Here is an 11,866-nt window from a genome sequence, read left to right on the forward strand (position 1 = left end):
GCTTTACTCCCTACTTTACTATCCAACATTTTCTCTTAGTATACAGCAAAACCGTTTACTATACATTTGTTTCCTGCATAGCAGCGAATTCATCCTCAGAAATAAGGACATCTCTTGGTTTCGTTCCTCTTGCTTCAGAAATAATTCCTTGCGATTGCATCTCTTCAATGAGACGTGCCGCGCGATTATAACCGATGCGGAATTTTCGCTGTACAGAAGATGTGGACGCTCCCCCTTGTTCTACAACAAATTGACATGCTTCGAAGAACAATTCGTCTTCCGACTCAGCCTGTTCTGTTTTCGCTAATAAATCCTCTTGCTTAAATAAGTAATTCGGCTTCATTTGCTTTTTCACATGATCAACTGTCTTTTCAATCTCATCATCCGATACATATACACCTTGTACACGAACAGGCTTAGATGTACCGTTCCCTAAAAATAACATATCACCACGGCCAAGTAATTTCTCCGCACCACCAATATCAATAATCGTACGCGAATCAACTTGAGATGATACAGTAAACGCAATACGCGTTGGAATGTTTGACTTAATTAAACCTGTAATAACATCTACAGATGGACGCTGCGTCGCTACTAATAAATGAATACCACAAGCACGTGCTTTTTGCGCAATACGACAAATCGCTTCCTCAACATCACCAGGTGCTACCATCATTAAATCAGCTAACTCGTCAATGACAATAACGATATAAGGTAATGTTTCTCCCGGAATTTCTCGCTCACTTACAATCGTGTTGTAGCGAGTTAAATCACGAGCACCTGCGTGCGCAAACAATTCATAACGGCGCTCCATTTCTTCAACTGCCCACTTTAATGCAGCTGTCGCAGCTTTTACATCCGTAATAACAGGTGCGACAAGATGAGGAACAGAATTGTATGGTGCAAGCTCAACCATCTTCGGATCGATTAACATTAACTTCACTTCATGTGGTTTTGCTTTATATAAAATGCTCGTTAAAATTGCGTTAATACACACACTTTTACCCGAACCGGTTGCACCTGCAATCAGTCCGTGTGGCATTTTTCGAATATCCGTTACAATTGGGTCACCTGAAATATCAAGTCCTAGCGCAACTGTAAGCGGTGATTCGCTCTTCGTAAACACAGGACTTCTTAAAATTTCACGAAGAAATACTGGCTTACTTTCTTTATTTGGAACTTCGATTCCAATCGCACTCTTCCCTGGAATCGGTGCTTCAATACGAATATCTTTCGCCGCTAAGCTTAACTTAATATCATCACTTAAATTTGTAATTTTATTTACTTTCACACCTGGGTCTGGCTGTACTTCAAAACGAGTGACTGCTGGACCTTGCGATACATTAATAACATGTGCGCCAACGTGGAAATTATTAAACGTAGTATTTAATAATTCTTTCTGTTCTTCCAGCCATTCCGTATTATCTAACGCCGCTTGCTGCGGAATCGATAGTAATGTTAATGGTGGAACCGCATATGTCGGTGGTGTTTGTAATACATTTCGCATATCGTTCTCTCTTTGATTTACAATATATGCTTTCTCTTCTACTTCCGTACTTGAAATTGGCTTTTGTACTTGCTCTGCCACTACTTGTTGTATTGACTTTTCTTCCACTTGTGGTTCTACTATCACTTGTTGTATTGACTTTTCTTCCACTTGTGGTTCTACTATCACTTGTTGCATTGGCTTTTCTTCCACTTGTGATTCTACCACCACTTGCTGCATTGGCTTTTCTTCCACTCGTGATTCTACCACCACTTGCTGCATTGGCTTTTCTTCCACTCGTGATTCTACCACCACTTGCTGCATTGTTTTTTCTTCCACTTGTGGTTCCTCTGCCACTTGTTGCATTGGCTTTTCTTCTACTTGTTGTACAGGCTTATTCTCTACTCGTTCACTCATAGAAGTTTGCATTGTATTTGCTCTAGCCGCATGTCTTTCCATTAATCTCGTTCTGTCTTGTTTCAACATAACAACATTGAATGGTACATGACGCTTTTTCTCACGTTTTGGTTCCTCTTTTTGTACAACTGGTTGCTCTTCTGCAATCCCTGCTTCTTCTACAACTGGTTGTTCTTCTGCAATCGCTACTTCTTCTACAACTGGTTGTTCTTCTGCAATCGCTGCTTCCTCTACAACTGGTTGCTCTTCTGCAATCCCTGCTTCTTCTACAACTGGTTGTTCTTCTGCAATCGCTGCTTCCTCTACAACTGGTTGCTCTTCTGCAATCGCTGCTTCCTCTACAACTGGTTGCTCTTCTGCAATCGCTGCTTCCTCTACAACTGGTTGCTCTTCTGCAATCGCTGCTTCTTCTGCGACCGGTGCTTCTTCTACAACTGGTTGCTCTTCTGTAATTAAAATATCCGCAAAGTTTTGAACATCTTTCTTCGTTTGTTCATCAGCCTCAGCAACATGTATAAATTCATTCTTTTGTTCAATGGCTTCATTTAACACCATTTCTTGCTGTGTTTCCTCAAATGCTACAGGCTCTATTTCTTCTGGCGCTTCTGCTTCTGTAATTACTTCCACTTCTTCTGTTTCTTCCGCTTCTGCAACTACTTCCACTTCTTCTGTTTCTTCCGCTTCTGCAATTACTTCCACTTCTTCTGGCGCTTCTGTTTCTGCAATTACTTCCACTTCTTCTGGCGCTTCTGTTTCTGCAATTACTTCCACTTCTTCTGACTCTTCTGTTTCTGCAATTACTTCCACTTCTTCTGGTATTTCCACAATGATTGTTTCTTCCAGTTTTCCTTCTGCTTTGACAATCACTGATTCTTCTGGAGATTGCTCTTCTACTTCAATAGTAGGTTGTTCTATTTCTGTATTACGTTTAGTTTCTTCTGATAATATTGTATCCTCGTGCTCTACTTTAGAATCTACTAATTCCTCTTGTAGAATGTTTCGGGCCACTACATCTTTTTCTTGCTCCGTATCTTCCATACGCTCAGCAACTGTTTCATGAAGTAATTCAGCCGCTGGAACTTCCTGCGGTGCACTCATTTCTTGAACCACTTCTTTTTCTTCTACTATAGGCTCTTGGCGTTCAATTTCATAACCGTTTTTCTCTAGCCATTGATCAACAACTGACTTTTCTTCCTTTTTACTTTGTTGATCTCGCTGATCAACTCCTTTATGACTGGAAGAGGTCTGCGCTTGTCCTTCTGAGAAATGAGATAATGTATATCCTTTTTTCTCTAACCATGCATCAACGACTGATTTGCCCTCTACAGATATTTCAAGGTCTTCTCTTTCCTTTTCTTCCTCCTGCTTTTCTACCTTTTTCTCTACTGAAGGACGATTATATCCGTAAATTGGCGAAATCATTTCTGTCGGACGAAATGGTCTACGGTTACTTTCTTGCGTAGGTGCAGATGCTTTCTTTACGACAGGCTCTCGCTCCGGTTCATATTGCATTTCCGGCTCTTCATATGTAGAAACTACCTTCTCCACATACTGTCGTCTACTTCTTTCCACCTTGATTCCTCTTGGAGTAGGCTGATTTTCATATGTTACAGCTTGAACAGGTTGTTCTTCAAAATGCCCTGTTTCTATAACATCCTCTTCATCGAACCCATTATCCGGTACTAATGGAAAACGGCATTTACCTGCATTCCTACTTGCCATTTGTGCTTCTCTTGCTTCAGTGTAGTGGTTTACACGAGGAATTTTCGGCTGACTTTCAACTTGCTTTGGTACTTCTTTATTCATCGCTGTTTGTTCTTCCTCTTTGTTAAACAGCTTTTTCATCCAATCTAACATGCTTACCACTCTTTCTACTAAATAGTAACATCCTTTATTGTATCAGCATTCGGCAAAAAGTGCAGGTAAAATTAAGCATGTCATATTTATCCATAATATTCTAATTTACGAGTGTTTTCATATGGAAAAACGCAGTCTTACATGTAAGACTGCGTTTAAGCTTTACTCTTCCGATATTCACCTACACTATCCGTTACACTTTGTAATAAAGAATTTACATACTGCGGGTCAGATAATTTTTTATCTTCTTCAGGGTTTGACATAAATCCAAGTTCTAATAGTACGCCAGGTACTTTGGACCAATTAAATCCAGAAAGATCATCCCTAAATTTAATTCCATTTACTTTCACTTGCTTATTCTCTCTCATTTTATTTACGATCGTTTGAGAGATTTGAAGGCTTTCCGCATAAATTTCTTTCGTATATGGACTTCCTTCTGCTGGTGTCAATACAGCAAATCCACTTTGATTTGGATTTTCAGAACCATCTGCATGAAGACGTAAAAATAAATTTGCCTTATGATCATTCGCCAATGTCGCACGTTCTTTATTACTTATATCAACATCTTGTGACGTTCTCGTCATTAATACTTGCATTCCTTTTGCTTCTAACTTTTCTTTTAATACGAAAGCCATTTCTAATACAAGAACAGCCTCTCTTTTTTTCGTCACAACACCAGTTGTACCATCTGTCACTTTATATTTTTGCGTCGCTGCTCCTGGCCCAATCGGTTCTAAATTTAAGTTCGCTTTTTGTTGATGCCCCGGATCAATAACGACAAGAAACTTTTCTTGTTTTTCATTACTCTCTACTTTTTGTTCATTACTTTGTAGCGGTTTCTCAGTTGGCTGCACTGGCGGCGATTCCTCTTTCTTTTCTTCGGTCGGCACTTCCTCCTGCTTCTGCTCTACTTGCTCATTCGTTTGAACCGCTTGCGTTTCTTCTTGCTGCTTTTCTACCGGTGCGTCTTCCTTGTTATCTTTGATTTTTTCCTTCATAGAAGATGTTACTTCTTTTTTCGGCTCTTCTTGCGAACAACCGCCCATATATATGCCAATGCATGCAATCATACTCATTATTTTTATATACTTCATGCTTTTCTCCCATCACTTTGCACCGGTCTCAAAGTTTTTTATAATTGTTTTATAATCTCATCCATATTTCCAATATGAACGGGTTGCCACGTTTCTGTACCACGCTCTGCCGTATAAACGAAATACGCATCATCAGCCACATTTACGAAAACCGGATCCCCCATATCTGTTTCATATCCGATAACAATCCACTCTTCTTTCCATTTTCCATGTTCTTCATTTATTAACGAATTTTTATGTTTATCATATCGATAACCGATTTGTCCTTTTTCTAATTCATTTTCACTAAACAAATATATTTCATAAGAATCTAATTCGATATCTTGCTGTTTTGAAGTTTCAATTCGCTTCAGAAGTTCTGCGATTTTGGGTTGTTGTTTCACACGTCTATCCCCTTCTATTTTTCTAAATTTTAACTATTTTGATTATAAAATACAATATAGATTTTAAGAAAAAAAGTGACATCCTTATGAATATGGACGATTTCCTGAATATATCTATCACATCTCACAATATATCAATGATTCGACACTGAATATCGACTTACCGACAACACAAAAAGAGAGGCTGTCCAAAAGGACAACCTCTCTTTTCTTATATCAATTAAAATTTGAACTCTTGTCCAACTTCAAAGCTATCTTCTAATACAAGAATACCTTTTTCTTGTGGAGCATCTGGAAGCTCTAATTCACGTGCTGAGCAGATCATTCCAGAAGAAGGAACACCGCGAAGTTCAGCTGGTTTAATTAACATACCACTTGGCATTACAGCGCCGATTTTTGCAACGACAACTTTTTGTCCTGCATCAACGTTTGGTGCACCACATACGATTTGTAATGTTTCTGTACCGATTTCTACTTTACAGATATTTAGCTTATCAGCATTTGGATGCTTCTCTTTTTCAGCTACATAGCCTACAACAAATTTTGGAGAAAGATCTGCTTCTACTTTTTCTTCAAAGCCGTTCTTCGCTAAAATTTCGTTGATTTTTTCTACAAGTTCTTTTGTTAATGTTAAGTTACCTGTTTCTTTTACTTCTAAGTAAGAAGATGCATGAAAGATGTTGAATCCTGCTGTTTCGTTGCTTTCACGATCGTATACGCGTGCAACATCTCCTTTGCGATCAAAAGTACGGTTCTCTAAAGTAATATCTTGTAAGGCAACAATTAGAGTGTCACCAATTCCTTCAAGGTTGTAAAAAACGTTCACTTCGTTCATCCTTTCTCTTTTCCATCTGTCTTCTTCCGATTTTTCGCTAAAATAAAGATTGGTTCAAAGTCCCCATCTTCATATACGAATGAAAGTGATGTAATCGGAACATGCCCTTCGGCAAAAAATTTCATTGTCATTTGTGCAATAATATCATAACCGATTTCGTTGACGATATCAGCAATAATTAATACATCTTGGTGAGGAACAGCAACAACCATGTCACCAGAAATCTTTTCACGCATCGATTGTAATAACGATTCGTTTAAAATACGAGTCGCATCATACCCATCATTTGTGTTTAAAAAGTAGAATGTATTACCTGCTACTGTGTCTTGTTTAAATTCATAACCTAATGAGCGAGCGTTGAATAATGCCATTTCACGCACTTGTTGCTCTGTAAGCCCTAATTTTTGTAATAAACGCTCATCAATTAAACGATATGTTTTATTCGAATCTAGCGCATAGTAAATACGTGTTTCCGCCGTATGATCCGTCATAATGAACGGATTTCCTTCTTCTGCTTGTTTCGGGAAAGAAGTAGAGCGAATAACAGGTAAAATTTTCGCCGCGCTATTTTCTTCTTTATGCATCGCAATTAACGCTTCTTGTACGTAATAGGCAACCTCTTCAATCGCCTTTTCTTTATTCACTTCCCATTTTGCTACAACTCCTGGAAGCGATACGTTAATACCTTTTTTGGAGTCTTTCTGTTCTATACGTAGAACTTCTTTCTCGCTATCATACTGAAAGTCCCATTCCGGGCGAGATAATTTCTTCATTAACTCGTCTTTCATCTTTTTACTTGTCATCTTCATCTCTTTTTCCTCCCTTCCAAAAAAATAACCTCCCCCGCGAAGGTAGAGGTTGTTTTACAATTCAATTGGCAAATTGCCTTATTTTAAACCTTCAATGAACTCTTCGATTTGTTCTTGTGTTTTACGATCTTTGTTTACATAGCGACCTGTTTCTTCACCTTTATTGTACGCTACAAAGCTCGGAATGCCAAATACGTCTAATTTTACGCATAGATCAATAAACTCATCACGATCTACATAGTAAAATGAGAAATCACTATATTTCTCTTCTACTTCTGGCATAAATGGGTCTACAAAACGGCAATCTGGGCACCATTCCGCTGAGAACATAAAGACTACATTCTCTTCATTTTTTAATTGTTGGAATTGCTCCATGCTTTCTAATGATTTCATCTATATTTCCTCCTCTAACGAGTGCATTTCTTCATGTTATAATCTTTCTTTTATACTACCATACATCGCGCACGGTGCAAGGTTTATGCTTGCTTTTCTTCATACTTATATTGCCCAACAAGTAACTTCACAACGTGTACAAATAATTCCGTACGGTCAACATAATCATCCGTAAAAATACCGATCGCACCTTCGTGACTGCGAATATCTTTTCTCTGCACAAACTCTTCCATCACTTCACTTAACTCTTTGCCATCTTCAAGAGGTGCTAAAAAATCATCTGGTAACTTAATACGTGCCCCGCCGGCAACGAACGTTTTCCCGTCACTTGTTACTAACGCGCCCCAGTTACACATAAATAAACCGTGCTCCGTTTTCATTACGCCGCCTTCTAGCCCAATACCAATTTGAGCTTTTCCTTCTTGCAGCGCTCGCTTCGCTCTATTAACCGCTCCTTGCATCGTCTCTTCATCTGAAAACGGTTGGTTTGCTACCCCTGAAGGAACAGAAAGAGATGTAATTTCAGCATCTTTCCAAACCTTCTCCACAGCTCCAACTTTCGTTTTATTCTTCGATCCAACTACTACTTTCATTTCGTTCACCTCTATAAAAATTCATCATCTTACTTTAATCAAGTTATTTTTTATACACGGGGGCACCGCCACCACACACCACTGAGTCATCTCTTCTACCTAAAAAAGAAGACGGATTCCCTCACCATTACTGTATTCGAACTCAAAATGCAGCCTTCATCTCACTTCCTACCCCGGGTTTTAATACCTCACACGAGAATCAATTAGGCACTAACCGCTTCCACACATGGACGCGTCATCTATTCAACCTAAAAAAAGAAGGGTTTTTCGCCCTTCCTCCTTACGCGTTATTCTTAATTGTTTCTAACGTCGTTTTATCCGTCGCTCTTACAAGCTTCGTAATGAGTTCTTTCGCTGCCGCATAGTCATCAACATGTAAAATAGAAGCATGTGTATGAATGTAGCGTGCGCAAACACCAATTACTGCTGATGGGATACCCGAATTACTTGTATGTACACGGCCCGCATCTGTACCACCTTGTGAAATAAAGTATTGGTACGGAATATTGTGTGTTTCTGCTGTATCTAAAATGAATTCACGCATTCCTCTATGTGTTACCATCGTACGGTCATAAATACGAAGAAGAGCACCTTTTCCTAATTGACCGAACTGCGTTTTATCACCAGATGCATCATTTGCTGGACTTGCATCAAGCGCATAGAAAATGTCTGGTTGAATCATATTTGCAGCAGTTTGTGCACCGCGAAGACCTACCTCTTCTTGTACAGTCGCACCAGAGTATAATGTGTTTGGTAATGTTTCGTCTTTTAATTCTTTTAATAATTCGATTGCAAGGCCACATCCGTAACGGTTGTCCCAAGCTTTCGCCATAATTTTCTTTTCATTTGCCATCGGTGTAAACGGACAGATTGGCACGATTTGTTGTCCTGGTTTTACACCAATTTCAATCGCATCTTCATAGCTATCTGCACCTATATCAATTAACATATTTTTTATATCCATCGGTTTTGCACGTTGCGCGTCACTTAATAAATGAGGAGGAATAGAACCAACAACCCCAACAACAGGACCATTCTTCGTCATAACTTGTACACGTTGCGCTAATAGTACTTGGCTCCACCAGCCGCCTAACGTTTGAAAACGAAGCATTCCATTTTTCGTAATTTGCGTAACCATGAAACCTACTTCATCCATATGACCTGCTACAAGAACACGTGGGCCAGTTTCGTCCCCTTTTTTCAGACCAAATACGCTACCTAAACCGTCTTGTACAATTTCATCCGCATATTTGCTTAATTCTTGCTTCATAAAACGGCGTACATCATGCTCAAAACCTGATGCACCTTGTAATTCTGTTAACGTACGAAATAATTGTAATGTCTCTTTATTCACGAAGTCCCCTTCTTTCAAACCTTAGTAGAATACCTCTTTTATTGTAACGAAATTTTCGAAATGTTTCTAGTTTCTTCTTTTTTAGCTGTATTTGCTTTATAATTATTATCGGTACACTATTTTTATTTTATAGAATTGAGGTGAATATATGAGCTGGAAAGGTTTAGTAGCAGGTCTTGGCGTTGGATTTGCAGCTGGTTATCTCGTTGCAAACAAAGTCCAAGAACAATCCCATATTTCTTCAGAAAAAGCATTGAAAATGGTGAAACAAGCATTAAGTCATAAAGGTGAAATTACTGGCTCTTGGGTACATATGGTTCCAGAGACATTTGAAAAATATGATGTCGCATATGAAGTTTATCGCGGCGGTCTTACAACGATGTTAAATGATATACAAGAACGATTTGAATTTTTAGTTGATGCTAAAACAGGTACTGTTTTAGAGGTTATAGCAGCATAAAAAGGAGGGTTCCCATTAGGTGAACCTCTTATTTTTTAATCACCGACAATAAAAAGAGGCTGCTCCAACAAATATTCTGGAACAACCTCCTATTTTTATGCTTCTATACTCGTTTTCCGCTCTATTTTTTCTACGATATGCCCTTCCTCATTCCACTTTACTGCACAGTAATACGCGTCATGGTAAAACGTAAACCAAGCACCTTTTTCAGCACCATACTTCATCCACTTTTGCTTATTTTCAATTGATGTCATCGGATAATCATCATAGGCCATTACCCATAATACATTTTGATGTGCGTGCGTCGGTAATAAGTCCGCTAAATGAAGCATCGTTTCCCCTTGGCTTTCTAACGCAATAACTGCATGACCATCACTATGACCACCTGTATGCGCCATTTTTATTTCATCTGTAATTTCTATTTCTTGCTGGAATGTAACAACTTGATCTACAATCGGCTCCCAATTTTCCTTCCAATATGTATTACGTGATCTAATATTTGGGTTCCTCATTTCATTCCACTCTGTTTCACTTACATAAATTTTCGCGTTCGGAAACGCCGGTACAAGGTGATCACCTTCCCATTTTGTTAAACCAGATGCATGATCAAAATGAAGGTGCGTCATTAAAACATAGTGAATATCTTCAGGCTTTAATCCTAGTTTTTCTAATGATTCATAAACCGATGATTCTTCTGTTACGCCTTGATTTCGCTTCATCTTCTCATTCAATTTCCCGTTTCCTATTCCGGAATCAATGAGCATATTTCCGTCTTTCGTTTGCAAAAGTAATGGATCTGTTCGTAAATAAATATGATTTGTATCATTATGTTTATACTTACGTGACCAAAGTACTTTCGGCACGACACCAAACATCGCTCCCCCGTCTAAATGTGTGTTTCCTCCTTTTAGCCACGTCACTTTTATATCTCCAATTTGTAACTGTTCCATTTTTCATCCCCCTTTCCTTTTAATACTAACATAAAATTCTGATTATTTTAGCTACAAAAAACCTATGCATTACTGCATAGGCTCTGTACGATATTTCGCTTCTACTCGGTAAATACGATGACCTTTACTAGAGAATTTCTCTTCGTATTCAGTCATGATATTACCTTCATAATCACTATTATGAAGATCTAGGCTAAGGTAAGTTAATAACATACCATACTCAGCCATACTCATTAGAGAGTATTCAAATAAACCTTGGTTATCTGTTTTGAAATGAATTTCTCCACCTTCTACTAACACTTCTTCATAATTGCGTAAAAACGTTTTATACGTTAAACGACGCTTCGTATGACGTTTCTTTGGCCATGGATCTGAGAAGTTTAAATAAACGCGATCAATCTCACCTTTTGCGAAGAAAACTGTTAAATCTTCAGCATCTTTATTAATTAACTTTAAGTTCGGTAATTCTTCTTCAATTAATTTATCAAGTGCATCTACAACAACACTTGTGAATTTTTCAATTCCAATATAATTAATATGAGGATTTGCTTTTGCCATATCATACATAAAGCGGCCACGACCTGTACCTACTTCAATATGAATTGGTTGTTCATTTCCAAATACTTCTTTCCAGTTACCAGCGCGCTCCTCTGGGTTTCCAATTACGATATGTGAATACTCATTAATTCGATCCATTGCATATGGTTTATGTCTTAAACGCATAGATGTCTCCCTCTCTTTACATAGCTATTTTAAAGGAATAATTCCTTCTCTCTGTTTTTAATCAATCTACCAAACAAAAAACCAAGTACGTACGAGCACTCGGTCCGTTTCTTTCAAGTATAAGATGTACCATTTTGATAAAAACTACATACAGCATTAAACATTCCATGACGAAACAGCTTTTTCTCTTACTTTTCTAAGAAGAGAAAAACAATCGAAAGGATGATCCGTTCATGCCAATTAATCAACAACATCAATTAGAAGTGCTGAAAGATATTTTAGTCAATCACCAAAGTGATTGTTGCGGGACAGTTTCTGAATGCGAGCAATTAGAGCGTCTCATTCAATCGTTACTCGCAAACGATAATGTAAGTAGTGACGCTAAAGCAATGCTAAACGATGTATATTCTTATAGTCAATCGGGTAAATCTTCCTCTAATTTGGACAACCACATTTCCAATAATCAAGAACAACTTACTCAGTGGATTGCTGGAATGGACAATTTTTCTTAA

Annotated in this window: 12 protein-coding genes; 2 read left to right on the forward strand and 10 right to left on the reverse strand. The window is 38.3% G+C overall.

Annotated features, from left to right (window positions below):
* Nucleotides 1-58 precede the first annotated feature (58 nt).
* The 8 genes from Q9B79_RS12640 to Q9B79_RS12675 all read right to left on the reverse strand — a co-directional run bounded on the left by Q9B79_RS12640 (nt 59) and on the right by Q9B79_RS12675 (nt 9,221).
* Entirely contained in the window at nt 59-3,760 is a 3,702-nt protein-coding gene (locus tag Q9B79_RS12640; protein WP_306184649.1) for a DNA translocase FtsK, read from the reverse strand.
* A 155-nt stretch (nt 3,761-3,915) separates the two neighbouring features.
* Entirely contained in the window at nt 3,916-4,854 is a 939-nt protein-coding gene (locus Q9B79_RS12645; protein ID WP_306184651.1) for an N-acetylmuramoyl-L-alanine amidase, read from the reverse strand.
* 38 nt (nt 4,855-4,892) lie between these two features.
* Nucleotides 4,893-5,237 carry a thiamine transporter gene (locus tag Q9B79_RS12650; protein WP_306184653.1) on the reverse strand — a complete coding sequence of 115 codons (345 nt, stop codon included), beginning with the start codon at nt 5,235-5,237 and terminating at the stop codon, nt 4,893-4,895.
* Between the two features lie 220 nt (nt 5,238-5,457).
* Complete coding sequence (gene ytpR / locus Q9B79_RS12655) at nt 5,458-6,072, reverse strand: YtpR family tRNA-binding protein (RefSeq protein WP_306184655.1); 615 nt, start codon at nt 6,070-6,072, stop codon at nt 5,458-5,460.
* Complete coding sequence (locus Q9B79_RS12660) at nt 6,069-6,881, reverse strand: DUF1444 domain-containing protein (RefSeq protein WP_000784603.1); 813 nt, start codon at nt 6,879-6,881, stop codon at nt 6,069-6,071. The genes ytpR and Q9B79_RS12660 overlap by 4 nt, the downstream gene beginning before the upstream one ends.
* Before the next feature lie 78 nt (nt 6,882-6,959).
* Nucleotides 6,960-7,274 carry a thioredoxin family protein gene (locus Q9B79_RS12665; RefSeq protein ID WP_000838193.1) on the reverse strand — a complete coding sequence of 105 codons (315 nt, stop codon included), beginning with the start codon at nt 7,272-7,274 and terminating at the stop codon, nt 6,960-6,962.
* Between the two features lie 83 nt (nt 7,275-7,357).
* The gene (locus Q9B79_RS12670; RefSeq protein WP_306184659.1) at nt 7,358-7,867 is read right to left on the reverse strand and encodes a DUF84 family protein; all 510 of its coding nucleotides are present in this window, start codon (nt 7,865-7,867) and stop codon (nt 7,358-7,360) included.
* A gap of 280 nt (nt 7,868-8,147) precedes the next feature.
* Nucleotides 8,148-9,221, reverse strand: coding sequence for a M42 family metallopeptidase (locus tag Q9B79_RS12675; RefSeq protein WP_048528744.1), 1,074 nt, complete (start codon nt 9,219-9,221; stop codon nt 8,148-8,150).
* A gap of 148 nt (nt 9,222-9,369) precedes the next feature.
* On the opposite strand from Q9B79_RS12675, the gene Q9B79_RS12680 reads away from it, so the two are divergent.
* Complete coding sequence (locus Q9B79_RS12680; protein WP_000118543.1) at nt 9,370-9,681, forward strand: PepSY domain-containing protein; 312 nt, start codon at nt 9,370-9,372, stop codon at nt 9,679-9,681.
* Between the two features lie 95 nt (nt 9,682-9,776).
* Here the strand turns inward: Q9B79_RS12680 and Q9B79_RS12685 are convergent, their stop codons facing one another.
* Nucleotides 9,777-10,631, reverse strand: coding sequence for a YtnP family quorum-quenching lactonase (locus Q9B79_RS12685; protein ID WP_306184663.1), 855 nt, complete (start codon nt 10,629-10,631; stop codon nt 9,777-9,779).
* 69 nt (nt 10,632-10,700) lie between these two features.
* On the reverse strand, nt 10,701-11,354 hold the full coding sequence (gene trmB / locus Q9B79_RS12690; protein WP_001239381.1) for a tRNA (guanosine(46)-N7)-methyltransferase TrmB: 654 nt from the start codon (nt 11,352-11,354) through the stop codon (nt 10,701-10,703).
* A 233-nt stretch (nt 11,355-11,587) separates the two neighbouring features.
* On the opposite strand from trmB, the gene Q9B79_RS12695 reads away from it, so the two are divergent.
* Nucleotides 11,588-11,866: a YtzH-like family protein gene (locus tag Q9B79_RS12695; protein WP_016118745.1), complete on the forward strand. Its 279-nt coding sequence runs from the start codon at nt 11,588-11,590 to the stop codon at nt 11,864-11,866.

The sequence above is a fragment of the Bacillus sp. MHSD_36 genome (assembly GCF_030757775.1).
Taxonomy (GTDB): domain Bacteria; phylum Bacillota; class Bacilli; order Bacillales; family Bacillaceae_G; genus Bacillus_A.

Coding starts and splice junctions, on each gene's coding strand:
- Q9B79_RS12640 (WP_306184649.1), bottom strand. CDS start 3,760: ATGTTAGATTGGATGAAAAAGCTGTTTAACAAAGAGGAAGAACAAACA.
- Q9B79_RS12645 (WP_306184651.1), bottom strand. CDS start 4,854: ATGAAGTATATAAAAATAATGAGTATGATTGCATGCATTGGCATATAT.
- ytpR (WP_306184655.1), bottom strand. CDS start 6,072: ATGAACGAAGTGAACGTTTTTTACAACCTTGAAGGAATTGGTGACACT.
- Q9B79_RS12660 (WP_000784603.1), bottom strand. CDS start 6,881: ATGAAGATGACAAGTAAAAAGATGAAAGACGAGTTAATGAAGAAATTA.
- Q9B79_RS12665 (WP_000838193.1), bottom strand. CDS start 7,274: ATGAAATCATTAGAAAGCATGGAGCAATTCCAACAATTAAAAAATGAA.
- Q9B79_RS12670 (WP_306184659.1), bottom strand. CDS start 7,867: ATGAAAGTAGTAGTTGGATCGAAGAATAAAACGAAAGTTGGAGCTGTG.
- Q9B79_RS12680 (WP_000118543.1), top strand. CDS start 9,370: ATGAGCTGGAAAGGTTTAGTAGCAGGTCTTGGCGTTGGATTTGCAGCT.
- Q9B79_RS12685 (WP_306184663.1), bottom strand. CDS start 10,631: ATGGAACAGTTACAAATTGGAGATATAAAAGTGACGTGGCTAAAAGGA.
- trmB (WP_001239381.1), bottom strand. CDS start 11,354: ATGCGTTTAAGACATAAACCATATGCAATGGATCGAATTAATGAGTAT.
- Q9B79_RS12695 (WP_016118745.1), top strand. CDS start 11,588: ATGCCAATTAATCAACAACATCAATTAGAAGTGCTGAAAGATATTTTA.